The 24,961-nt window shown below is 34.8% G+C and carries 25 protein-coding genes; 10 read left to right on the plus strand and 15 right to left on the minus strand.

From position 1 onward, the window contains the following. Window positions 1-50 precede the first annotated feature (50 nt). Window positions 51-962, plus strand: a complete 912-nt coding sequence (locus NST63_RS18470) for a PucR family transcriptional regulator (RefSeq protein ID WP_341043344.1) — start codon at window positions 51-53, stop codon at window positions 960-962. A gap of 110 nt (window positions 963-1,072) precedes the next feature. Then, window positions 1,073-2,173 (plus strand): ABC transporter ATP-binding protein, encoded by a 1,101-nt coding sequence (locus NST63_RS18475; RefSeq protein ID WP_071976797.1) that lies wholly within the window; start codon window positions 1,073-1,075, stop codon window positions 2,171-2,173. A gap of 153 nt (window positions 2,174-2,326) precedes the next feature. On the opposite strand, the gene NST63_RS18480 is transcribed toward NST63_RS18475, so the two are convergent. Next, entirely contained in the window at window positions 2,327-2,572 is a 246-nt protein-coding gene (locus NST63_RS18480; protein WP_341043347.1) for a hypothetical protein, read from the minus strand. A gap of 433 nt (window positions 2,573-3,005) precedes the next feature. On the opposite strand from NST63_RS18480, the gene NST63_RS18485 reads away from it, so the two are divergent. Beyond that, window positions 3,006-3,215, plus strand: a complete 210-nt coding sequence (locus tag NST63_RS18485) for an alpha/beta-type small acid-soluble spore protein (protein ID WP_058006840.1) — start codon at window positions 3,006-3,008, stop codon at window positions 3,213-3,215. 110 nt (window positions 3,216-3,325) lie between these two features. On the opposite strand, the gene fumC is transcribed toward NST63_RS18485, so the two are convergent. From fumC to NST63_RS18500, 3 genes are all read right to left on the minus strand, one after another. After that, the gene (fumC, locus tag NST63_RS18490; RefSeq protein ID WP_341043350.1) at window positions 3,326-4,699 is read right to left on the minus strand and encodes a class II fumarate hydratase; all 1,374 of its coding nucleotides are present in this window, start codon (window positions 4,697-4,699) and stop codon (window positions 3,326-3,328) included. Between the two features lie 283 nt (window positions 4,700-4,982). Then, window positions 4,983-6,257 (minus strand): MFS transporter, encoded by a 1,275-nt coding sequence (locus NST63_RS18495; RefSeq protein ID WP_212942522.1) that lies wholly within the window; start codon window positions 6,255-6,257, stop codon window positions 4,983-4,985. A 242-nt stretch (window positions 6,258-6,499) separates the two neighbouring features. Continuing rightward, entirely contained in the window at window positions 6,500-8,608 is a 2,109-nt protein-coding gene (locus NST63_RS18500) for a PBP1A family penicillin-binding protein (protein ID WP_341043352.1), read from the minus strand. A 298-nt stretch (window positions 8,609-8,906) separates the two neighbouring features. Here NST63_RS18500 and NST63_RS18505 point away from each other — a divergent pair, with 298 nt between their 5' ends. Then, the gene (locus NST63_RS18505; RefSeq protein WP_212942524.1) at window positions 8,907-10,013 is read left to right on the plus strand and encodes a histidine kinase N-terminal domain-containing protein; all 1,107 of its coding nucleotides are present in this window, start codon (window positions 8,907-8,909) and stop codon (window positions 10,011-10,013) included. Window positions 10,014-10,109: 96 nt separating this feature from the next. On the opposite strand, the gene NST63_RS18510 is transcribed toward NST63_RS18505, so the two are convergent. The 3 genes from NST63_RS18510 to NST63_RS18520 form a co-directional block, all read right to left on the minus strand. Beyond that, on the minus strand, window positions 10,110-10,361 hold the full coding sequence (locus tag NST63_RS18510) for a hypothetical protein (protein WP_212942525.1): 252 nt from the start codon (window positions 10,359-10,361) through the stop codon (window positions 10,110-10,112). 148 nt (window positions 10,362-10,509) lie between these two features. Then, window positions 10,510-10,647 carry a YjcZ family sporulation protein gene (locus tag NST63_RS27810; protein WP_071977262.1) on the minus strand — a complete coding sequence of 46 codons (138 nt, stop codon included), beginning with the start codon at window positions 10,645-10,647 and terminating at the stop codon, window positions 10,510-10,512. Between the two features lie 44 nt (window positions 10,648-10,691). Continuing rightward, window positions 10,692-11,327, minus strand: a complete 636-nt coding sequence (locus NST63_RS18520) for an SGNH/GDSL hydrolase family protein (RefSeq protein WP_341043355.1) — start codon at window positions 11,325-11,327, stop codon at window positions 10,692-10,694. Between the two features lie 204 nt (window positions 11,328-11,531). On the opposite strand from NST63_RS18520, the gene NST63_RS18525 reads away from it, so the two are divergent. Next, the gene (locus NST63_RS18525; protein WP_341043357.1) at window positions 11,532-11,783 is read left to right on the plus strand and encodes an STAS domain-containing protein; all 252 of its coding nucleotides are present in this window, start codon (window positions 11,532-11,534) and stop codon (window positions 11,781-11,783) included. 415 nt (window positions 11,784-12,198) lie between these two features. After that, window positions 12,199-13,575, plus strand: coding sequence for an aldehyde dehydrogenase (locus NST63_RS18530; protein ID WP_341043360.1), 1,377 nt, complete (start codon window positions 12,199-12,201; stop codon window positions 13,573-13,575). A gap of 23 nt (window positions 13,576-13,598) precedes the next feature. Here the strand turns inward: NST63_RS18530 and NST63_RS18535 are convergent, their stop codons facing one another. From NST63_RS18535 to NST63_RS18560, 6 genes are all read right to left on the minus strand, one after another. Further along, window positions 13,599-14,390, minus strand: a complete 792-nt coding sequence (locus NST63_RS18535; RefSeq protein ID WP_341043363.1) for a serine hydrolase — start codon at window positions 14,388-14,390, stop codon at window positions 13,599-13,601. A 21-nt stretch (window positions 14,391-14,411) separates the two neighbouring features. Continuing rightward, a complete protein-coding gene (locus NST63_RS18540) occupies window positions 14,412-15,389 on the minus strand; it encodes an ABC transporter ATP-binding protein (protein WP_341043366.1) in 978 nt (325 codons plus the stop codon). Next, complete coding sequence (locus NST63_RS18545) at window positions 15,386-16,405, minus strand: ABC transporter ATP-binding protein (protein ID WP_058005043.1); 1,020 nt, start codon at window positions 16,403-16,405, stop codon at window positions 15,386-15,388. Before NST63_RS18545 ends, NST63_RS18540 begins: the two co-directional genes overlap by 4 nt. 14 nt (window positions 16,406-16,419) lie before the next feature. Beyond that, window positions 16,420-17,493 carry an oligopeptide ABC transporter permease gene (opp3C, locus tag NST63_RS18550; RefSeq protein WP_212942536.1) on the minus strand — a complete coding sequence of 358 codons (1,074 nt, stop codon included), beginning with the start codon at window positions 17,491-17,493 and terminating at the stop codon, window positions 16,420-16,422. Continuing rightward, complete coding sequence (gene opp3b / locus NST63_RS18555; protein WP_212942538.1) at window positions 17,490-18,422, minus strand: oligopeptide ABC transporter permease; 933 nt, start codon at window positions 18,420-18,422, stop codon at window positions 17,490-17,492. The genes opp3C and opp3b overlap by 4 nt, the downstream gene beginning before the upstream one ends. Before the next feature lie 104 nt (window positions 18,423-18,526). Next, window positions 18,527-20,185: a peptide ABC transporter substrate-binding protein gene (locus NST63_RS18560; protein WP_212942540.1), complete on the minus strand. Its 1,659-nt coding sequence runs from the start codon at window positions 20,183-20,185 to the stop codon at window positions 18,527-18,529. A 145-nt stretch (window positions 20,186-20,330) separates the two neighbouring features. Here NST63_RS18560 and NST63_RS18565 point away from each other — a divergent pair, with 145 nt between their 5' ends. Then, window positions 20,331-20,705 carry a DUF3899 domain-containing protein gene (locus NST63_RS18565; protein WP_341043369.1) on the plus strand — a complete coding sequence of 125 codons (375 nt, stop codon included), beginning with the start codon at window positions 20,331-20,333 and terminating at the stop codon, window positions 20,703-20,705. Here NST63_RS18565 and NST63_RS18570 read toward each other — a convergent pair. Together NST63_RS18570 and NST63_RS18575 are read right to left on the minus strand one after the other, a co-directional pair. Continuing rightward, window positions 20,690-21,616 carry a dipeptidase gene (locus NST63_RS18570; RefSeq protein WP_212942544.1) on the minus strand — a complete coding sequence of 309 codons (927 nt, stop codon included), beginning with the start codon at window positions 21,614-21,616 and terminating at the stop codon, window positions 20,690-20,692. The genes NST63_RS18565 and NST63_RS18570 overlap by 16 nt on opposite strands. Window positions 21,617-21,631: 15 nt before the next feature. Then, window positions 21,632-22,336: a gamma-glutamyl-gamma-aminobutyrate hydrolase family protein gene (locus NST63_RS18575; RefSeq protein ID WP_180212779.1), complete on the minus strand. Its 705-nt coding sequence runs from the start codon at window positions 22,334-22,336 to the stop codon at window positions 21,632-21,634. Between the two features lie 163 nt (window positions 22,337-22,499). Between NST63_RS18575 and corA the strand changes: the two genes are divergently transcribed. The 3 genes from corA to NST63_RS18590 all read left to right on the plus strand — a co-directional run bounded on the left by corA (window position 22,500) and on the right by NST63_RS18590 (window position 24,872). Next, window positions 22,500-23,450, plus strand: coding sequence for a magnesium/cobalt transporter CorA (gene corA, locus NST63_RS18580; RefSeq protein WP_212942546.1), 951 nt, complete (start codon window positions 22,500-22,502; stop codon window positions 23,448-23,450). A 142-nt stretch (window positions 23,451-23,592) separates the two neighbouring features. Beyond that, the gene (locus tag NST63_RS18585; RefSeq protein WP_341043370.1) at window positions 23,593-24,057 is read left to right on the plus strand and encodes a hypothetical protein; all 465 of its coding nucleotides are present in this window, start codon (window positions 23,593-23,595) and stop codon (window positions 24,055-24,057) included. A gap of 191 nt (window positions 24,058-24,248) precedes the next feature. Beyond that, window positions 24,249-24,872 carry a LysE family translocator gene (locus tag NST63_RS18590; RefSeq protein ID WP_058005035.1) on the plus strand — a complete coding sequence of 208 codons (624 nt, stop codon included), beginning with the start codon at window positions 24,249-24,251 and terminating at the stop codon, window positions 24,870-24,872. Window positions 24,873-24,961 lie beyond the last annotated feature (89 nt).

Genomic DNA, 24,961 nt, shown 5'->3' on the forward strand with positions numbered 1-24,961 from the left:
TTTTGATTCTAATAAAATAAATATATCAAATGAAAAAGAAGGACAAAGTGATGATGATCAATAAACTCTTTGAACGATATCCCAATGCTCATATATCATCTAAACCATCAAACAATTCTAAACTGATTTGGTTTTATGTAGAGATTGATAACCAATATATCGGAATCCCACTATCCGAATTATCGGAGGCTGAAAAGGAATTATTAAAAACACTTTTCCCTAAATATCATGAAATACAGAAATTGAATACGAATGAATCATCTAAAAAATGGTTTGAATATTTATATGGTACAGGGAATGACTACCCCGTTAACGAACCAAATTCTGAATATCGGATTATCCAATTTTCAATTACACAGTACAAAGCTGATTTTGAATCTGAAGACTGGATGGAAGCGATCAAAGCCTTATTTCCCCATGAAATCACTATTATCTTTACCTCTCAAAATAATGGGGCCATTATTGAAAAAAAACATAATTATTTACTTACACTTGATGAACTTTATACGTCTATTCATGCTTTGGAAAGTGATTTTTATTTTAAGATCCATTTTTTTATTGGTCAATTTAAAGCACTCACAAATGAACTAAAATCTTTATTTCAATTTGAACAAATTTTATATTCTTTTGCTAAAAAAGAAATGGGAAAAGATCGAGTGTTTACTCTTGAAAAAGTCTTTCCATTATATCTTTTAAAAAATATACCTAGTCAAACTAGAAGGATAGGTTTCTCAACTATCTATGACATTTTTCAGGATGATCCTGAACTAAGAAGACTAATTAAGCTTTATTTAGAAAATCAAACAAATGCTAGTTTAACAGCAAAGCAGCTCTTTTTACACCGAAATAGTCTGCAATATCGAATCGATAAATTTACCGAAAAAACGGGATTTGACTTAAAATCATTTGCAACCTCCGTTATTGTATATTTAGCTTGTTTAGACTTTGAATATTTTGATTAATTTGCAGTTTGCCTAATAATTTGAATTTATTTTTGTGCAGGATGTCCATAGTCGTCTGAAAGGGCTTTCTTTATTATGAATAATAAGAGAATTTAAAGGAGGCATAACCAATGGCAGAAATTGTATTGGATCATGTTTACAAAATTTATGATAATAAGGTGACTGCAGTAACAGACTTTAATCTTCATATTCAAGATAAGGAATTCATTGTATTTGTTGGCCCTTCCGGTTGTGGAAAATCAACTACTTTACGTATGATTGCTGGACTTGAGGAAATTTCTAAAGGTGATTTCTACATTGATGGTAAGCGAGTGAATGATGTTCCTCCTAAAGATCGTGACATCGCCATGGTTTTCCAAAACTACGCACTATATCCCCATATGACCGTATATGATAATATGGCTTTTGGTCTTAAATTAAGAAAAGTTCCTAAAGCTGAGATTGACAAGCGTGTGAAAGATGCAGCAAAAATCTTAGGACTTGAAGACTACTTAAAGCGTAAACCAAAGGCTTTATCTGGTGGACAAAGACAACGTGTTGCATTAGGTCGTGCAATTGTTCGTGATCCTAAAGTGTTCTTAATGGATGAACCACTATCGAATTTAGATGCAAAATTACGTGTTCAAATGCGTGCTGAAATTGCCAAACTTCATCAACGTTTACAACCAACAACCATCTATGTCACACATGACCAGACAGAAGCAATGACAATGGCAACACGCATCGTTGTGATGAAGGATGGAGTGATCCAACAAGTTGGTACACCTAAAGAAGTATATGATCATCCACGTAATGTCTTCGTAGCAGGTTTTATCGGATCCCCTGCCATGAACTTTTTCAAAGGTAAATTAACTGATAGTCACTTCGTTATTAATGACCAATTAAAATTTGCTGTTCCAGAAGGAAAAATGAAAGTATTAAGAGAAAACGGTTTTATCAATAAAGATATCATCTTTGGTATTCGCCCTGAGGATATTCATGATGAACCATTATTTATTGATGCTTCATCCGACACAAAATTTTCAACTAAAATAGATGTTTCTGAGCTAACAGGAGCAGAGACGATGCTTTACTCCAAGCTTGGTGATCAAGAATTTATTTCCAGAGTAGACTCTCGCTCTGATATCCGACCGGGGGATGAACTTGAGCTTGCCTTTGATATGAATAAAGGACATTTCTTTAATCCAGAATCTGAAGAAAGAATCGGATAATTTAAATTTAATGAATAAGCACCTTGCTTAAACTCCAACTTATACAGAGCTAATAGGATAAACCAACCAAGGCTTTGGAGATGGATCAAGCGAGATCAACTAAAAACTTACCAAAAAAAAGCAATCGATCGATTGCTTTTTTTATTGCTCATTTTAAGTAATCGTAATTTTCTTCTGAACATCAAATTCACAATTAGGGCATTTAAATAAATGAACACATTCATCTTTCTGTGAGCTTACCGGATCTCCATCAGCAAGCTTAATTACATCAATATCCATATAAGGACTATAGTCATCATAAAAATCATAAATTCTTCCTTGATCAAACATGCTATTATTACAATTTGGACAAGCTAGTATTGCTTCACCCATACCATTACATAAGGCACACCATTTCAATCCAATCACATCCCTATGCGAAACTGTCTTCGATTATGTTTCCCATAAAAATATGTACCCTATTCTTTTTTTGCTGTTTTAAAAGGATTCTTTTCTCGAACATGATGACCTAACATACTAACGTTCTGAAAAACAAACTTTAAAATGCTATAGCTGCTTTGCTTTCATTAGTAAAAATCAGAATAAAATTCTACAATCCTTACTGATCTTTATGGATCATCAAAAATATGAGTAAGGGAAAAAATTCCTGAAATTAAACTTGTATATTTTATAAAAAAAAAAACATAATACTTAGTACAGAGCAAGAAACACCTTTAATATCAATGGGTTACTCCACTAGATGGTTCACAGTTAGCAGTTCAATGTTGATTGTGTGCTGGTGCAAGTCCAGCTAACCCAACCAAAAAAAATTCAACGAGGAGATGACAGAATCATGGCAAACAACAATAATTCTAATCAATTAGTAGCTCCTGGAGCGCAACAAGCAATTGATCAAATGAAGTATGAAATTGCACAAGAATTTGGTGTAAATCTTGGTGCAGACACAACTTCTCGCGCTAATGGATCTGTAGGAGGAGAAATTACAAAACGCTTAGTTCAAATGGCTGAACAACAACTTGGCGGAGGCTTCTCTCAACAATAATAGTATTTACATTTCAACTGAATATAATGGCTAGAAAGGAGACACTCTGTAGTGTCTCCTTTCGTATTTTTCAGATATAAGGAACTACCTATTTCTTACTTTCTAACTAATTATACATTCACCATTTTCCGGGGATCGATCCATTCATCGTATTGTTTTTCTGTTACATACCCCGTTTTAATGGCCGCTTCCTTTAAGGTCGAACCTTCCTTAAAAGCAAGCTTTGCAATTTCAGCTGCCTTTTCATAACCGATATGTGGATTTAATGCGGTGACAAGCATTAATGACTGATGAACATTCTTGGTAATGACTTCTTGATTTGGTTCGATCCCTTTCGCGCAATTATGATTAAATGAAACCATGCCATCTGCTAATAGTCGAACGGATTGAAGAAAATTGTAAATAATGACAGGTTTAAAAACATTTAGTTCAAAATTACCCTGACTTGCTGCAAATCCAATTGTCGTATCATTACCAAATACCTGAGCAGCAACCATCGTTAAAGCTTCACTTTGGGTTGGATTTACCTTTCCAGGCATAATTGAACTACCAGGTTCATTTGCAGGTATTCTAATTTCCCCAATCCCACTTCTTGGACCACTAGCCAGCCACCTGACATCATTGGCAATTTTCATTAAATCTGCAGCAAGGGCTTTTAAAGCACCATGGACATAGACGATTTCATCATGACTAGTTAAAGCGTGGAATTTATTATCGGAAGATTTGAACTCAAATCCAGTTTGAGCATGTAATTCTTTTGCGACTTTATCCCCAAAGCTAGGGTCCGCATTAATCCCTGTTCCGACAGCTGTTCCACCGATCGCTAAATTTAATAAGTGCTTACTACTTTCTTTTATCATGTATTCACTTTTTTCAAGCATTGCTCTCCAACCACTTATTTCTTGTCCTAATGTTAATGGTGTGGCATCCTGTAAATGTGTTCGGCCAATTTTAATGATCTCCATAAAATCTTGTTCCTTTTGGCCGAACGTTTCTTTTAATTGTTTAATTGCCGGAATTAACAAGTTTTGAATTTCCTGATAGGCAGCAATATGCATGGCAGTTGGAAATGTATCATTTGAGCTTTGAGACATATTGATATCGTCATTAGGGTGAATCGTCTCATCTGTCGTTAATAATTCATTTGCCCTTCTTGCTAAAACCTCATTAATATTCATGTTTGATTGGGTACCACTCCCGGTTTGCCAAACAACAAGTGGAAAATGATCATCAAATACTCCATTTATGACTTCATCACATGCATCAATGATTCCTTTTTTCTTAGTACCCGTTAGTTTTCCCAATTCATGGTTTACAGTGGCTGCAGCCTTTTTCAATTGAGCAAACGCTCTAATCACTTGTAATGGCATTCTCTCAGTACCAATTTTAAAATTTTCCTTACTTCTTTGTGTCTGTGCTCCCCAATATTTATCAGCAGGTACCTTCATTTCCCCTAATGTATCTTTTTCTATCCGATATTCCATATGTATTCACTCCTATCTGTTTTTCTTTCCTCTTTACTTATATACCCATATCCTTATAAAAATTTCATCATCATAAAATTTTTATGTGATTTCTCAGTCTAATGGTCTTTCTTAATAGCCTCTTTTCTTAAGCATGGTTACTAATTAAGGAAAGTTTTAACTAACAACTATCAGTTAAAAACCGCTACATCTTTCCTTTCACTGCGAAAAGAGCTGCAAACTCATAATTTAAAAAAGCGATTCTAAATGAATCGCTTACGTACTTCTATTAATAGTGGATGATTTAATGAGCAACGGATGTTTGATTTACTCCCTCAACTTTATGTTTAGAAAGCTTCGGTAATACCATCATGTAATAGATGGCAACAATAATTAATGCCCCTCCAACTATACAATACAGCGCCTCAATAGATAGAACTTTCTGGAAGGAGGCACTGATGAATCCTAATGTGATTGTTTGGGAAAGCATCATTAACGGACTAATCCATCCTTGGACACGTCCCATATATTTTTTGTCAACAATACTTGGCATCCAGCCACCAATAGCAATATTGACTAATGGTAGGGTTAATGCTGAAATAAAAATTAAGACAAAGAATATCGTTAAATTACTAGCATAACCTGATAGTACAACAAATGATCCCGTTACTAATAATCCAGTGATCATTGCCTGATAAAACTTTATCTTTTGGATAATTATTGAAGAAAGCACACTTCCAATTAATACACCACTTCCAAAAATTACTCCGAGAATGACTGAAAATTCTTCATAACTTTGTGGGGCAAGTTTATATTTTAAAATAAATATCGGCATGACGGAAAAGCCGCCATTCACTACACCAAATAAGAAAAAACCGACAATTAACGAACGCAATAATTTATTTTTAAGAATGTATCCTGCTCCCACTTTGAAATCATTGAATACAAAGCCAATATTTAAATCCTTCCATTTATGATTTCCATTTGGAAGGCGTACCTCTTCAGGTATCTTACAAGCTCGCATTAATAGTCCACTAACGACAAATGAAAGAGAATCGATGATAATAGCACCATAAACTCCAGTGAACCGATAAGCAAGAATTCCTAGTGCCCCTCCGAATAACATAAATAAACTTGATACCATCTGATTTAACCCTGCGGATGTAGCATAATCATCCTTGGAAAGCACTCCCTGTAATATTCCACTTTCGGCTGGAAAGAAAAATTTCGATACTGCACTTCTTAGGAATAATATTGCAAATATAAGTGGCATCCATCCAATATAGATGGCACCGAGGAGAACGATTGACAAAGATGCACTGATTGTATCGCAATGATAAGCAATTTTTTGCCTATCCATTCTATCTGCTAACACACCAACAAGAAAAAACACGGCTAAAGTAGGCAAGGAATACATCATTTCTGCAATGGATGCATACGCAGGCTGCTCAGAAAATCGATCTAGAAGATAAAAAGTAAATGCAGTAATCCCGATAATACTCCCCATTTGTGAAGTAAAATTAGCAAAGAATAATTTAACAAAAACAGGATTTTTAAAAATCTCAATTATTTTCTTCATTTTTTTCCCTCGTTTTCGATTAATTTTCTTTATTATATAGGTGTATATTTGCTCTCGGCAGGATCTCATGTTGGTTTTTTTATCGGTCCCAAGTCTGATTTTTCCTTTACCTATGGGAGGATAGCAAATGGAGTAGTCTAAATAGAAAAGGGACTGACCTCCCAATACAATATCCTAGTTACACTAACTTAAGATAAGTATTTTTCGTGAGTTCAGTCCCTTATCATTATCCAGTTTAAAAATTAATCCCCTTGTATACCCCTAATTTTCTCTTTCACCCTCTCTTCAAGGTCCTTCCAGTTTTCCTTTCCTTCTTTAAATTTATCCTTCATCTTTTTTTGGCCTTTTTCCGCTTTATCTCTTAACTTTTCAGTACTATCTTTTAGTTTTTTATTAAATTCTTTTGCTTTCGTTTTAAATGGATGGTCTTTTTCATATTGCTTTTGAATTTGAGTATTTATTGAGTCCACATCAAATTTTGTTGGCTCCGTGTACTTTAACGTTCCTTGCATAATCGTTTGGAATACAGGAACCACCCCTTGTGAACTTAATCCGGATAAGTAATGATTTTCATCTGTACGATCATATCCCATCCAAACTGCACCTACAAGATTAGGTGTATATCCAACAAACCATTGATCGGCTGTACCATTTCTATTTTGGTTATTCAATTGGGTAGAGCCCGTCTTACCAGCAATTTGATAGCCCGAAACCTTCACACCTTTTCCCGTTCCGGATTCGACCACATTTAAAAGCATTGAAGTCATATCCTTGGCAACTTTTTTACTCGTTACTTTCGTTTCTTTTTGCTTTCTTTCGACAATCGTTTTACCAGTTGGGCCAACAATCTTAGTGATAATATGACTATCTAGCCTTTTTCCATCATTTGCAAATGCAGAATAAGCCTCCGCCATCTGTTGCGGCGACACACCGGTTGAAAGTCCACCTAGTGCAATGCTTAAATTACGATCATTTTTCTGTAAGGGAATACCAAATCTTTCTACTGCATCTATCCCTTTATCAATACCAATCTCATTCAATAGCCAAACAGCAGGAATATTTATCGAGTCCTCTATTGCTTTATACATTGTGACTTCACCTTGATATTGCCCGTTATAATTATCTGGTGAATAATTCTTACCAAATGTCATTTTCTCATCTTTTAATAGTGAATCAGGTTTATACCCTTCTTCCAATGCTGGAGTATAAACTACCAATGGTTTTATTGTCGAACCAGGGGATCGTTTTAAGTGTGTTGCACGATTAAATCCACGGAATACTTTTTCCCCTCTTCCTCCAACTAAACCACGTATTCCCCCTGTTTTTGGGTCCATTAATATTGAACCACTTTGAACAAGCTCGCCACCCATTCCTTGAGGGAAATTCCGATCATTATCATATATTTTTTCTAGAGAAGATTGGATATTCTGATCCATTTCTGTGTATATACGATATCCTCTTGTCATGATTTCATCCTGTGTTAATCCAAAGGTTTTAATGGCTTCATCAAGCACAGCATCGACATAATAAGGATATTTGCCTTTGATTGGATCGCGACCTCGATCCTCCAAGACTAGCTGCTCTTTCTTAGCGTTCTCATATTCTTTATCAGAAATCATGCCATACTTTTTCATAGCTCCTAAAACAGTGTTTCGTCTTTTAATTGCTCGATCCATATGGTTGTACGGATCAAGAGCGGACGGAGCATTTACTATTCCAGCAAGTGTCGCAGCTTCACTTAAATCAATATTTTCAACATCCTTACCGAAATAAGTTCTTGATGCATTTTGCACTCCCCAAGCACTATGTCCAAAAAATACTTGGTTTAAATACATTTCTAATATTTCATCTTTCGTATACTTTTTCTCAATTTCAACAGCTAAAAACAATTCTTCCACCTTACGTTTGTATGTTCTCTCTGGAGAAAGTAAAGCATTTTTGGTCAGCTGCTGCGTAATCGTACTTCCACCCGCTGTAATCCTACCAGCTACAATATTTTTAAAGAAAGCACTGCTCATTCCTTTCACATCGAAACCATTATGCTGATAAAATCGATGATCTTCAATTGCAACAATCGCGTTCTTTAAATGATCGGGCATTTTATCAATTGATACACCCTCTGTTCGGTTAGCAGATATTTTACTAGCCATATCTCCATCTTTATCGTAAATGACCGTTGATTGTGCCAAGCCCTTTTTCAACGATTCAACATTTGCTGTTGCAGCAAAATACCAGAAGAAGCCCAGAAATGCTAATAGAAAAACGGCCCCTGCTAATATGATGATTTGATTCATATGAGTTTTCTTCCAAAATCTTCGTACAGCCTGACGTAAACGCTGTAACCTTTCCATTAAACTCCCTGCTTTCATTGTTTTGGTGCTAGACACCTTTTATGCATGTTTTAAATAATTATACTCATTTATTCAATTTCGTCCATGTATATATTATCAAAGGCTCCCTTTGATTGCCATGTAAGATTTGTATCAAACAATAGGACAAAAAAAAGTTACCTACACGCAAAAAGGAATCCCAATGAAATGGAAATAAAAGAAATAAATTATCTTGGTATTTTTGAAATATTTTGATATATTTTAAGTGAAGGATCATTTTACAACAAGCTTCATTCCTATATGAAATCGAGGTGAGACAATGATACCGCTTAGAAATGATATTGTATCATTTTTGGAGGAAAATAAAGCCCCTTTCCTAATGTCTTGGGAAAAACAAACCATTATCACTGGAAAAGATTCCATTAATGATTTTATATTTCTATATGGAGACGTAATGTATGATCTTCTATATAAGTCAATCATCTTAACTTATGAAGAAATGAACCTCCTAATCGAGCCATTTGCCAAAAAAATTGCAAGAGATCGTATGATCGAACAAATTGGCATGGGGGAATTTGTATATAAAATCAATATTGGAAAAACGATATTATGTAAGGATTTATTACAACATTTTTCAGATATAGGTGATTTCCCTCCTTTTCTTGACCGAATATGTCACGTATTTGATAAATTTCTATTTTATGCTGTTACACATTATACAAATATTAAAGATCAAATTATCGAAGAAAAAAACCAATACATAACCTCGACACATCACGAACGTTTAACATTATTAGGACAAATGACATCCAGCTTTGTCCATGAATTTCGTAATCCATTAACATCTATTCATGGATTTGTTCAATTATTGCGTTCTGAACATCCAACTCTACCCTATTTAGATATTATTGCAAATGAATTGGAACAGCTTAAATTTAGTATTTCACAGTTCCTAATGCTATCCAAAAAAGAAATCATTGAATTAGAAAAAACTTCATTTTCCTTAAACGAACTAATTGACGAGGTCTTATCCTTCCTTTATCCAAGAATACTTGAAGTAAATGTTGAAATTCAAAAAAATTATTTACATGAATTAACCATTCATGGTTTTAAAGATGCAATTAGACAGGTACTAATCAATATTATTTTTAATGCTGTCGATGTTCTCAAGAATATTAAAAATCCTATCATTCAAATTGAATTAGATCAAACTACCCAATCAGTCATTTTAGACATAGCCAATAATGGACCAAGAATTTCAGAAGGTCTCGTCGATAATATTTTCGAACCCTTTGTTACAACAAAAGAAACTGGTACTGGCTTAGGTCTATATGTTTCGAAAAATACCATCGAAAAACATGGGGGAACATTGACTTGTCAATCAAATGATGAATGGACTGTGTTCACCATTATTCTCCCATTATAGTAGGTAAAGAATGTATCAAATGAATAATTATATTTTACTTTTTATAATTTTCAAATGAAAAGACTCCCTACAACGTAAGGAGCCTTTTTTGATTGATTACCAAAAGAACCATGGAAGAAATGCCAAACCTGCAATAGCACCTAAGGCAACTCCAAAGCCGAAGCCACCCCAGCCCCATCCCCACGGATAACCATATCCACCATAGTTTCTTTGGGGAAGTGGACGTAAATACACCATTCTATTATCTACACGATGAATGATCCCCCTATGGATTCTCCCATCATGCGTACGAATTTCTACTGCTTTACCCACACCTCTTCGACACATATTGTAATATGAAGCCGACATAACATTGATCACCTCCAATTATGCTTACACAACAGTTTATGGTTATTTCTCATAATTGGAGTGGGACAATGATGCAGGGCATTCGTTTGAAATTTAGCCTCAAACAAAAAGAGATGGGCATATTCCCATCTCGATTATTATGCATCATTTAACAAATAAAAGCTGCGCCAACAATAATAAGAAGGATGAATAATACTACGATTAATGCAAATCCGCGACCAATCCCATAGCCGCCACCGTAGCCATACCCACCTGCTGGGTAACCGCAACCACATGCGTTCCACATAGACTTCTCACCTCCTTATAAGGTAGTGATCGATAATTGGCGTATTATGCTTCTGTCTTTAAATGTTCATATCCATATTCATGAAGCTTTTTTGCAATCTCCACATGCCCTAAATAATTGGGATAATGTCGATCTCTAGTGCACCAGTTTTCAATTTGATCCTTAAAATGGTGATCTAGATTAACAGAATATATGCAAGGTGAATGGGCGCGACATTGAATATAATTGTTATATTTATTTATCCATTTTTCCGCTTGCTCATGATGTTCAAATGAATTATGTGGTCCAATAATCGCTAACATGTATTTATCGTTCTCTTCCTTCTTCACTTTGCAAATTTTATTAATCATATCATCTAAATTACTTTTGCTTTTCCTGTATGCTTGATAGAAATCTTCATCATTTTCATTCTCATCTTGTTCAAATGCATCCAAAAAATCATTATGTCCGGCTGATAGTACAATAATTTGACTTTCTTTTATTTCACGAATATTTTTTTCATCATCTAATAATTCTAGAATGTCATTCGAACGATAACTTGAATGAGCTCGTATCATAACAGGAATTCTTTCGGAAAGTACTTCCTCAGACATCCGCGCGTGTTGGTACACAAAACTAGGTGTAAATAAAGAGGTACCTTTTCCCGCACATAATCCGTCACCAATTGCGAGATATTTCATATCCTTCTTCTCCCCCATATTTTAAATAATCCTTATTTATATGTATTCATCTTTTAATTCAAGGTACCAACCTAATGGAAAATAGGCGTTTGTCATGCTTTTACTTATATACCTATCTCCACCGATCATTGAATAATAAAGGTAGTTTTCATTAATCCATGAATCATGCTATAATCTTTTAGTTAAAAAACGGATACGACTTTCATGAGAGTTGAAAGTCAATTACAATTATTCTTCGCTTCTGTCACAGAATTTGTTACGAATTTTGATTATAATGATTCCTATGAATCAATCATTATTAATCTAACAAACACTCATATATGGGATGATTCTGCAGTCGGTGCAATTGATAAAATTGTCTTAAAATATCGTAAGAAAAATAAACACGTGAAAATTGTTGGCCTAAATCAACCAAGTTCGGCTCTAATGGATAAATTAGCCGTGCATAATAAATAAGGGTAACCTTGTACAAGCATGTTTTTAAATGGCACATTTCACACACCCATGTTGTGATTTGAAGTCCATCCCTCCTTTATTTAGCTGCAAATATCATGAGAATATCTGTAGCCTTTATTAGGAGTCGTACTTATACAAAAAGCAACAGCCTTTTAATATAAAGATTTGATAAGAAACAGCAAGGAAGCTGTTTCTTTTTTATTTTGATTAGGCTCTTTCCCAAACATTGTTGGTATTAAATAGGTTTTAACAAATAACTATGGCTGAAGTTCACTGAAACCCTTATTTCGTGTAAAAGCAGGTAGTTGGGCTTTTGCAAAACAATAAACTATACAAAAACAACTTTGATTATTATATTGTAGAGGGAATAGAATAGAAAAAGAGATTAATTTATGAAAGAGAGGTCGGTGATGAAATGAATCCAATCCATTCGATTATACAAATGCAGAAACAATTTCATAAGGATGGACAAACCAAAAATATTGATTTTAGAATTCAGCAATTAAGAAAACTAAAATCAATGATTATAGAAAATGAGAAGGAAATTATGGAAGCTTTAAAAACCGATTTAAATAAGTCTGAATTTGAATCCTATACAACAGAAATTGGTTTTGTTCTTTCTGAAATAACATTCACATTAAAAAATATTCGAAAATGGACTAAGCCAACACGGGTAAAATCCAGCTTTACACATATTGGTTCAAAAGGATATGTTTATAAGGAGCCTTATGGTGTAGCCCTAATCATTGCTCCTTGGAATTATCCTATTAATCTGGCACTGGCACCTCTCATTGGAGCAATTGCCGCTGGAAATTGTGCGATCTTAAAGCCTTCTGAATTAACACCTGCAACCTCAAGTTTAATAAATAAACTAATAAGTAAGTACTTTCCACAAGAATATATCGCAGTTATTGAAGGCGATGCTCATACGAGCCAATTATTGCTCAACGAGGATGTGGATTATATATTCTTTACAGGCAGTATTCATGTAGGAAAAAAGGTAATGGAGGCAGCTGCTAAACATTTAACCCCTGTTACACTTGAACTAGGCGGAAAAAGCCCTTGTATCGTCCACCATGATGCTAAGCTTCCATTATCAGCTAAACGAATTGTATGGGGAAAGCTTTTAAATGCCGGACAAACATGTGTAGCACCTGATTATTTACTCATACATGAATCTATCAAAGATTTATTTATCGAGGAAATGAAAAAAGCAATGACCGAACTATATGGAAATGAAATACTAGATAATCCAAATTACACAAAAATTGTAAATAGCAATCATTTTAACCGTTTAACTCAAATGGTAAATCGCTCAAAAGGAAAGATTCGAATGGGAGGAAAATGGGAAGAGAATTCTCTAAAAATTGAACCGACATTGATCGAAAACATCCAATGGAATGACCCTACAATGGAGGAAGAGATCTTTGGACCCATTCTCCCCATCATCACCTATCATGACATTGACGAAATGATTCAACAAGTTTCAGAGAGACCTAAACCACTTGCTTTATATTTATTTACTGAAAATAATAGGATTAGTAAGAAAATTATTGAGGAAATTTCGTTTGGAAGTAGTTGCATTAATGATACCGTATATCAAATTGCTACCCCACATCTTCCGTTCGGAGGTGTCGGTGCAAGCGGAACAGGTGCATACCATGGAAAAAAAAGCTTTGATGAATTTTCCCATGAAAAAAGTGTACTGAAGCAAACGACACGATTCGACATCCCCTTACGATATCCTAATGTAAAAAAGGGGCTAGAGTTAGTAAGGAAAATAATGAAGTAGTACAGAAATGCACTACTTCATTATTATTGTTTTAAAAGATATTCATAAACGGATTCACCTATTTTTGCAATAGAAACTTGTCCTAAAAAATTCTGTTCAAGCTGGTCAATTAATACGGCTATATAAGCTTTTTTTCCACCGTAATGAATGATGGCAACATCATGCTCAATTCCTTCCATTTCCCCTGTTTTATTTGCTATTTTCATAAGGTCCTGATCCATTAAACCGGGTAATTTATGACGAAATTGTTGTGCTGAAAGACATTTTAGTATGTCAAGTGTGCTATTTTTAGATAAAATTTCATTTTGATCTAATTCTTTTAATAGACAAATCATGTCAGATGCAGTTGTAATATTTTCATAACCTTTGGCTTTCGCCTGCTCATCCATTAATTTTCTTTCTACTTTAGTATGATGGGCCCCAATATCCCTACAAAACTGATTAATATTATCTTTTCCCAGTAATTCAATCATTATATTGGTTGCCGTATTGTCAGATACAATAATCATTAAGGTTATTAAATCCTTTATGCTTAGTTGAGTACCACCTGTAAGAGAATGAAGAACACCTGACCCACCTACTTTTTGAAAATCTTTTATTTCAATTAAATCTGTTAAACAAATCGTCCCTAATTCACTTTGTCGATATGCCTCCATCATGATTGGTATTTTAATTAAACTGGCAGATAAATATTCTCTATCACTGTCTTTTTCAATGATTCTTTGTTCATCGATTTCAACCGCAATACTAATTCTCGCCTGAGTGCTATTAATGATTTCCTCAACGGATTGAATGAAACATTCACTCGAATTCAATCGTTCATCTCCTTTACTGGGCTATTGTTCATTATATAAATGACAAGCTACAAAATGATTGGGTTTTACTTCCTGCCAAATAGGAGTCTTTTCAGCACATACCCCCATTGCTTGAGGACAGCGTGTTCGAAAAGGACAACCACTCGGTGGATTGATCGGATTTGGAACATCTCCCTTTAATATAATCCTTTCCCGTTTTCTTTCTAGTATGGGATCAGGTAATGGAATAGCCGAAAGAAGAGCCGCGGTATATGGATGCAATGGTTCCTCATACAATTCTTCACTTTCCGCTAGCTCCATCATTTGACCTAAATACATGACAGCAATTCGATCGCTAATATGCTTTACCATCGAAAGATCATGTGCGATAAACAAATAGGTCAGGTCTCTTTCATCTTGTAATTGTTTTAATAAGTTCACAATTTGAGCTTGAATTGAAACGTCTAGAGCAGCTATTGGTTCATCTGCAACAATAAATTTTGGCTCAACTGCCAAAGCTCGTGCAATCCCAATCCTTTGCCTTTGACCACCACTGAATTCATGTGGATATCGATTCGCATGATTACGGTCTAATCCTACTAATTCTAATAATTCAGTGACCCTACTCCGGCGATCCTCTTTATTCATATTTGGTTGATGGATCAATAATCCCTCGGAAATAATCTCTAATACAGTCATCCGTGGATTTAATGAGGAATAAGGATCTTGAAAAATCATTTGAACGTCTTGGTGATATTGCTTTTCTCCAGCTTTTGATTGTTGACTTTCCAGTATTTTACCGGCGAACTTCACTACCCCTGATGTAGGTTGATATAGTTGAAGCAATGTTCTACCAACAGTAGATTTTCCACAACCAGACTCTCCGACAAGCCCTAATGTTTCACCTTTATGAATCGTAAAACTAATGCCATCAACTGCACGTAATTTTTGCTTTTTACCAACCTTAAAATATTTTGTTAAATTTTCTACTTCTACTAAGGGCTCCCGATAATTCATCATCTTGTTCCCCCAATCGCAACAGGCTTATTTTCCACTGGTGTCCTTTGATCATGAAGCCAGCAAGAAACCGAATGCTCATCTGTCATTTGGAGTTTCTCTGGTGCAAAATAATGACATACTTTCATCGTATAAGGACATCTCGATGCAAAGGGACATCCTTGTTGTTTTTTCGCTAGATTTGGTGGTGACCCAGGTATTGGAATTAAAGGGACCTTCCGACTAGAGTGAAGCTTTGGCATGGATTGCAATAATCCTAAAGTATAAGGGTGCTTAGGCTTATAAAATATTTCATCTACTGTTCCCATTTCAACAATTTCGCCAGCATACATGACAGCAACACGATCTGCCATATTAGCGACTACTCCTAAGTCATGAGTAATCATAATAATCGCGGTACCTGTTTTTTCTTGAAGGTTTTTCATTAAATCAAGAATTTGAGCCTGAATTGTCACGTCTAATGCTGTTGTTGGTTCATCCGCAATTAATATTTTGGGATTACACGCTAGAGCCATAGCAATTACCACACGCTGTCTCATTCCACCTGAAAACTGATGTGGAAAGGCATCTAGTCGTTCCTCTGGATTGGGTATTCCAACTAGTTTCAACATATCAAGAGCTTTTTGTCTTGCCACTCGATTGGTTAATCCTTGATGTTTCTTTAATCCCTCTATGATTTGTTTTCCAATCTTCATCGTTGGATTTAATGAAGTCATCGGATCCTGAAATACCATTGAAATTTCCGAACCGCGGATTTTTTGAATTTGTCTAACCGGTAACGCGAGTAAATCTTGATTATCGTAATAAATTTTGCCTTCGGGAATATAAGTATTATGTTTAGGAAGAAGTTTCATTATTGATTTCGCCGTTACAGACTTTCCAGAGCCTGATTCACCAACTATTGCCAATGTTTCACCTTTTTTTAATGAAAAATTCACTCCTCTTACTGCATTTACTTCACCACTTTGATTTCGAAACGATACATGTAAATTTTCAACAGATAGGATTTCTTCCACCATGATAGATCACTCCTTTATTTTCTCATCTTTGGATCAAGCGCATCTCTTAAGCCATCCCCTAGAAGATTAAAACAAATCATAACAGCACTGATGACAATAGATGGGAAAATGAGCTTATAGGTGAAGAAACGCATTGCTTTATAGCCATCGTCTATTAATACACCTAGTGAGGCCAATGGTGCCTGAAGTCCTAACCCAATGAAACTTAAGAAAGCTTCAAAAAAGATTGCCGTTGGGATAGTAAACATTAATGTGACGATAATTGGCCCCATGACATTTGGCAATAAATGCTTCCCTATTAATCTTCTATTTGATGCCCCGAGGGTTCTGGAGGCTAATACAAATTCTTGACTTTTAAGTTGGAGAATTTGTCCTCGTACGACCCTAGCCATTCCAACCCACCCAGTAATTACCATCGCAAGAATAATTGAGGTAATCCCTGGTTCAAGTATCAAAATAAATAAAATGATAATAATCAAGTTTGGAATTCCTACCAAAACCTCAATGATCCTCTGCATGACATTATCTACTTTTCCTCCATAAAATGCGGAAATACCTCCATAAAGAACACCAATACATAAATCAAGAAGAGCAGCAACTAAGGCGATGAAAAGAGAGATTTGTGTTCCTTTCCACACTCTCGTCCAAATATCTCTTCCGAATTCATCTGTACCAAACCAGTAATTGGTGGTTATATCTCTTTTTTCATATTGATCAACACCGTGTACATCTTTACCATTTAATCCAAGCCATTCTAAACCAGATATCTTAGGCGGTAGATTTCGATGGGCAATATTTTGTTGTTTATAGGTATACTCATTGAAGCTTGGACCAAAAATCGCAAGGAAAGCGATGATTAGTAACACAACAAGAGAAATGACGGACCCTTTATTTCTCAACAACCTCATCCATGCTTCCTTCCAAAATGTAACAGGAGGTTTTGTAATTTCCTCATGTATGGAAGGATCTATTGGAGCAGGAACAAATAAATCATCCGTGATAACAGTTGGAATTTGATTGGAGCTTGATTGATCACCTTTGTGAGGATAGATCGTTGGTTGACTTTCTTTATTAATTTCTATCTTCATATTTCAGCCCCCCGTCTAAAATTAATGCGAGGATCTAGTAGTCCATATAAAAGGTCAACAATAAACACAACGAATATAAATAATGCACTATAAAAAACGGTTATCCCCATAATGACACTATAATCATTTACTAAAATGGATAATGTAAATTGTTCACCTAAACCTGGAACAGCAAAGATTTTTTCAATGACTAGGGTACCTGTCATGATTCCAACTGCTAATGGTCCTAACATTGTAACTACTGGGATTAATGCATTTCTTAATACATGCTTAATCACTACACCTGATTCAGTAATTCCTTTCGCTCTAGCAGTAATAACATAATCATGACCTAATACCTCTAGCATTTCTGTCCTAATAAATCTTGCTACCGTTGCCGTCACTGAAACAGATAAAGCAAAGGACGGTAACAATGTATATTTATAACTTTCCCATAGTGCTGGAGGTAGCCAACCTAATTTCACACCAATAAAATATTGTAATAGTGCAGCAAATACAAAGGATGGAATAGACATTCCTAGCACAGCTAATGTGACCGATCCATAATCATAAATACTATTATGTTTTAGTGCAGATAAAATCCCCAGTAATAAACCAAAAACTATGCCAAATACCATGGCTTGAAAACCGATTAATCCTGAAGGACCAATTCGATCCACGATCATACTATTTACAGTTCGACCTTCATATTGGAAGGACAAGCCAAAATCACCTGTTACTAAATTCCCTAAATAGTGGATATACTGCAACACTACAGGCTTATCAAGCCCATATTTTTCGTTTAAGACCTCTATTTGCTTTTCCGAAAGTTTTTCAGGATTATTAAACGGAGTCCCTGGAAGCAATTTCATTAGAAAAAAAGTTAATGTCACAATGATAAAAAGAGTAATAATCATATAACCTAGTCTTTGAAGCAAGTAACGTTTCATAAAAACACCCCATTCCTTTAGAAAAAACTCTATGTATGGTGAAAAAAAATCAGAAAAGAGGATGTACGTAAAACGATACATCCTCTACTTTTATCAGAGTAAACTTACTCCAAATAGGTCCATTTATAACTAAAATCTGCACCACTAGGATGTTCAATTAAGTCCTTAACATTGCTATGAATTAAAATCGCTTGCCCAGTTTGATAAAGTGGTGCAATCGCTGCATCTTCATCAATTAACATTTTTTCCAACTGTAATAACATTTCATATCGTTTGGATAGATCTGTTTCAAGTCTCGCTTTTTCAACTAATGCATCATAATCTTTTCTAGAATAATCTTCACGGTTGGATGAGCTTCCTGTAATCCACATATCTAAATATGTCATCGGATCACTATAATCTGGTCCCCATGTTGATAATGAAATATCATATTTAATTGATTTTTCAATTTCTAGTCTTTGTTCAAAAGGAACCGCTTTAATTTCTAATTTAAATCCAGGAAGATTCGTCTCTAGCTGGGATTGTATAAATTCCGCCATTTTCTTACTAGAGTCAGTATCAGCAAGATTAATAGCAACTTTTACTTCTTTCACTCCTGTTTCTTTTAATCCCTTATCCCAGTATTTTTTAGCTTCATCAAGGGAGCCTTTTAAAAGATCGCCATTTAATTCACGGAAATCCTTATTATCTGGTGAAAAATAATATTCTCCAGGAACTATACCGTATAATGGAACCGCTCCATTATTTAATGCAATATCGGTTAGTCCTTGCTTGTCGATAGCTAGGTTAACCGCTTTTCGAATATTTTCATTCCCTAAAACGGGGTGATTTAAATTAAAACGAAGGAATCCAATCCCTGCTTGTGTAGTTGTTTTAAATTCCTTATCATCCTTATAATTGTCTACAGATTCTGCCGTTAATGTCACTCTATCAATTTTTTTACTTTCGTAGAGATTCAAACCTGTAGCATCATCTTTTACAACATAGACATTTATTTCATCCAGCTTTACAGTTTTTGCATCCCAATATTCCGGATTTTTTACATATTTCCAACTTTGTTCATGCTTCCACTCTGCTAATTTAAATGGTCCATTAGATAGTAACTTATCTGCTTCAAGAGCGTATTGGTCACCCATTTCTTCTACAAATTTTTGATTTTGAGGAAGGAAGGTTCCAAAGGTTAATAGTGTTTCTAATAATGGGTTAGGATTCTCAAGAGTAACTTCCAATGTTTTTTCATCGACTGCCTTTACACCTAACTGATCAGCATCCATTTTCCCATCAATAATGGCTTGTGCATTTTTTACTCCAACGGTTACAAACATATAGTTATATGCACCAGCTTCTTTTAACACTCTTTTCCATGCATACTCAAAGTCATTTGCAGTAACTGGATCACCATTACTCCATTTCGCATCTCTAATTTTAAATGTATGAACGAGTCCATCTTCACTTTGTTCATGATTTTCTGCCATAGCTAAAATCGGTTTATTATTCTGATCCTGACGGAAAAGACCTTCATTTACATTGTTTAAAACTGTAAATGCAACCGCATCATGAGCTTTCGTTGAATCCATCGTAGGAATCTCAGCAGTTGCTGTTACGTTTAATACTTGTTTTGTATCCGTATTTTTCTCTTCTCCGGCTTTTTCTTTCCCACTATCATTTGTTTCCGTTTTTTTGGAACCAAAGCCACATCCAGAAAGAGCCATTGAGATCACTAGCATGAAAATTAAGATGGATAACCATTTTTTCCTCTTCATTCGCCTTCCCCCTCTAATTAGAATTTTCTATATTTACTGATAGTTTATATGGTTCCTACGATATTATCAATATATTTTTAAATATTCAAATAAAGTAAAAGTATGTTAAACTACTTTTAACTAGTGATAGAAAGGGGTTGTTCGTTTGAAAAAATATTTATGGTTTAATAGTTTTTCCTTAGTATTATCGCTTATTATCGCTCTATCCTTTTACCAGTCATGGGATTTTTTAGGATGGATTAATATACTTTTTTATATTGGAATAGTTATTCTTTTAGTAGGATGCGTGCTTATCATTATTAGAGGAAATTTCTTTTCAGCTTTTATCTATAGCTGTAAGCGCTTTTTGCGTTCTATAAATAAAAAAGAACAAATAATCCAAGAAACTGAAGGGAGACAGGTTGAGCTGCCGTCTGTTAACCGACAAATCCCATCCCCCAAGCCTTGGATTATTAATGGTTTTTCATTTTGTATTTTAAGCTTATTACTGTCATTATTAATGGTCTATTCGGGTAGGTGATCGATAAAATTCTGATAGGCGAATCCTCTCACCTGTTCTTCTGAATAATACTTTAATAATTCATTGATTAAATTTTGATACATTGCGGAGTTTTCAAGTTTTTCTACCTTGGTAGATATGCCATCAAAATCAGAACCAAAACCTATTTGTTTCACACCGCCTAATGAACAAAAATGATCAATATGCTTAATTAAATCTGATAATGTTGCATTCCCATCTTCCTTTACAAAAGGAGGACAATAAACAACATGAACGAGGCCATTTTTTTCGAACATAGCTTTTGCTTGTTGATCGGATAAATTACGAACATGGTTACATATTTCCTTCGCATTCGAGTGACTTGCGATTGGATACTTTGCGATTTCTATAACATCCCAGAAGGCATTTTCACAGAGGTGAGACACATCGGTTAAAATCTTATGATCATTATTGAATGAGACAATTTCTTTTCCAAAGGAGGTAAGTCCTGCGCCACGTTCTTCTCCAGCACCATCAGCAGCTAGGTTGGCATTATTCCAAGTTAAACCAACCGAAAGAACACCTAACTCATGTAAAATGCTTAATTTTTGAAGATCATTTCCAATTGCATCTACCCCCTCCAAAGTAAGCATTGCACCGATTTCATTTTCTTTCAATCGATTAAAATCCTGCCACTTTGTAATCTGCTTCATTTCCGGATTTTTGCCAATTACTTCATTTTTAAAATAATAGACTTGATCAAGAGCTGCCTGAAACTTCTGATCAGATTTAATCTCGGGATCGATAAAAATGGCAAAGGCTTGAACCATCACATCTCCTTGTTGTAAACGGGTTTTATTTGTATCTAATTCTTCTGCATTACTATAAGATAATTTCCCTTTTGCATAAGCTAGTTTCATTAATGCATCACAATGTAAATCAATTACTTTCATTTGTTTATCCTCCAATTAAGATTGACATGCCTCTATAAATCGTTGAAAAATCGCTTTTGAAATATGATCTTCATTCAATGCTAATGGTTCAGGATGCCATTGTACCCCCAAGACAAATTGGTGTTCAGTGCTTTCAATAGCCTCTATCACTCCATCAGATGCCCGAGCTGTGACTATAAATGGACTCACCACATTCCTCACTGCCTGATGATGAAAAGAGTTCACTTTAAACTCTGTTTGACCAGCAATGGATTCTAGTAAACTATTTTTCTCTACATTGACATAGTGTGAATAATGTGAACGTGTAGCCTTCTGTGCGTGTTGAAGTAATTGTGACTCAGATTGGCTATAAATATCTTGGAACATATCTCCACCAGCAGCTATATTTAAAATTTGAATGCCACGGCAAATCGCTAAAATCGGTTTATTTTTTTCTAAAAAGCGATGTATGATTGCGACTTCTAAACTATCCCTACCTGGTGAAATTGATCCAAGATTTTGATGTGGTTCTTCTCCAAACAGGGTAGGATCAATATCCCCTCCACCAGAAAGCACAACACCATCAATTTTGTCTACTATTTGATCCACATCTGCATCTATTCCAGCCGGAATGATCAAAGGAATCCCTCCAGCACAAATGACAGCTTGAATATAATCATTGGCTAGTGTATGTTTCCAATCAAGTTCTACATGTGCAGTTATCCCGATAATCGGTTTCACTATCATCTCCCCTTCCTCTTTATTTGATATATGTGTCTTACAATTATATCGCAATTTGTACGTTCCACAATTAAATTTTATGAATTTTTCAATCTTTTAAATGTGTCAATATCAAACTAAAGGGTATAATGTAAGAGAGATTGAAATTTATAAGGAGTAATGTATGATACGAACGTTAGTGATTACTAGAGACTTTGAACTATTAAAAGGAGTGACTCTTGAGGAATTAAGCGATATGGATTGTCTTTGGTATTGGATTGACTTTGACCGTCCTACTGAGGAGGAAATTTTAAAATTAAGAAATCCATTACGATTTCATCCATTAGCGATTGAGGATTGTATCCATAAACTACAGCGGCCAAAATTAGATTATTATGAGGACCATACTTTTTTTGTTCTCCACAGTCTTCATCCGGAAGAATTGATAAAAGAAGAAATCAATATCTTCCTTGGATCGAATTTTATCGTCACTTTCCATCAGCATCTAGCAAAAGAAATTCATGACGTTTGGAGCCTTTTTATCGAAAGCGATTCTTACGAAAATTGGGATCCATATTTAATTTTATATCAGTTGATGGATAAAATCGTTGATAATTATTTTCCGCTTATCTATAAACTTGAGGATCGCCTTAATGAAATTGAGGATAATTCAAAGAATGAAACAATGGAGGTATTGCTGGAAAGTCTATTCGATACAAGACATGAATTACTCTCCATGAGGCATACAGTTACTCCAATGAGTGATTTATTATACCGTATGCTAAATTCTCATCGCCTAGATGGAATACAAAGGAGAGCTGCCTATTTTACTGATATTCATGACCATCTTTTGAAATTAACTGGAATGATTGATGCAAACAGGGAACTGACAGCAGATATTCGCGATAGTTATCTCTCTTTGAATGCCCATCAGACCAATCGAGTGATGAAAGTACTAACGGTTATTACCACCATTTTCATGCCGCTGACACTCATTGCCGGTATTTATGGAATGAATTTTGATTATATGCCTGAACTTCATTGGAATCTAGGTTACTTTATTATTCTTATCCTCATGTTCATCATTGGGGCAGGGATGTCACTTTGGTTTATGAAAAAAGGTTGGTTTAAATAGAGTGTTTGGTCTACTATACAACAGCTTCCTATAGGGGAGTTGTTTTTATTTGGAAACGTTTATTAAGAAAAACGAATAATTTAAATTAAAAACTTAATACTAATCTGTATATAGCAATAAAAATTTTTTAGGGGGACTTTCTTTGCTAACAAAGCTGTTATTAATTCTAGCACTAATTCTCCCATGGCTTACTGTTGTATTTCTAAATAAAAACCTTGTAAGACGGTATATGCCTGTTACTATTTTTACTTGTTTGCTAATGACCATCGTTTTTCAAATTGCTTACAATTATAAGTGGTGGACCATTGACAGCTATATCGTTCCTTGGGGATATATGATTGATATTAGTTTTGCGTATGGAATCTTTGCTGTGGGCACGTTTTGGATTTTTGTTCTTGCCGCTAATAATTTCCGTATATTCCTTATCGTTAATTTAATTATGGATGCTTTTCTATGTTTCGTTGTTCTTGGCTTGTTGGAACGTTTAGGTGTAGCTACGCTCGTTAATATTCATAAATGGCAATATTTTATTGTGACCTTTATTCTTTCATTAATTATTTATGTTTATCATTTATGGCAAAAAAAAATATTTTCCGAAAAAGTCTAACTAATCAATGTCTCGAGCTGATCGAGGCATTTTTTTTGTAAAAATTGTTGCTAATAAGTAAAGTAAACTGTCTGAACCTTTTACAAAAGCAACAAATTATTCTGTACAGCCTTATTAAAAGATGATTTCGAATTCCCAGCATTTTTTATATAATATAGTAAATCTGTTTTTATATAAAAGGGTGGGAAACGATGAGTAACTTTTGGATGTTTGTCTTTATGTCTGTTTGTTTGATTATTTTACCAGGTCCAGATACAGCGATTACTACTAAAAACACACTGACCTTTGGTTATAAAGGTGGGCTACAAACTGTATTTGGAACATGCTGTGCCCTCTGCATTCATACTTTTGCGGTTATCGCAGGAATATCTGCGATTATTGTTCAATCTGCGATGCTATTTTCAATTATAAAATATATAGGTGCAATTTATTTAATCTATTTAGGTGTGAAAACATTACTCTCCATTAGAAAAGATGTTGTCCAAGATGATGATACACATCATGTAATGACAGGACATTCTTCATTTTTCCGGCAAGGCTTTTTAACAAACCTCTTAAATCCAAAGGTAGCTGTTTTCTTTTTAACTTTTTTACCGCAATTTATTAACCCAAAAGTACATTCATGGAGTCAATTTCTTCTTATGGGGTTTACATATACGGCATTGACTGTCATATGGTTTGTCTTTTATATTCTTTTCATTCAACGGATGAATGAATACATGAAAAAACCGAAAACACAAAAGTTTATTCAAGGATTAACCGGAGTAGTCCTAGTTGGATTTGCCATTAAACTTGCCTTTGAGAGGCGAACATAATAAGGATATGCGGATATATCTGAAAAATCGCGGATATATCCGTTTTTTCGCGGATAAAGTAATTAATTAGCGGATAAATTCAAATTTCC

This window comes from Heyndrickxia sp. FSL W8-0496 (genome assembly GCF_038007825.1).
In the GTDB taxonomy this organism is placed as follows: Bacteria; Bacillota; Bacilli; order Bacillales; family Bacillaceae_C; genus Heyndrickxia; species Heyndrickxia oleronia.